Annotated in this window: 1 pseudogene; it reads left to right on the forward strand. The window is 68.8% G+C overall.

The annotated features are described in order from the left end of the window. Window positions 1-247 (forward strand): annotated as a pseudogene (locus RM423_RS25285) (IS1380 family transposase); the annotation flags it as partial.

Consider the following 247-nt stretch of genomic DNA (forward strand, 5'->3'; position numbering starts at 1 on the left):
GCGGGCATGGTCGCCGGCGCGGACTCGATCAGCGACCTGGGCCTGCTGCGGCACGGAGGCATGAGCCGGCTGTTCACCGGCACCCGGGCCCCGTCGACGTTGGGGACGTTCCTGCGTGCCTTCACCTTCGGTCATGTCCGGCAGTTGGATGCGGTCGCGTCCGATTTCCTGACCGCCCTGGCCGGGCACGCGCCGCTGCTGCCCGGGATTGGTGAGTTCGCGTTCCTCGACATCGATGACACAGTGA

This window comes from Jatrophihabitans lederbergiae, from assembly GCF_031845305.1.
Lineage (GTDB): Bacteria > Actinomycetota > Actinomycetes > Mycobacteriales > Jatrophihabitantaceae > Jatrophihabitans_A > Jatrophihabitans_A lederbergiae.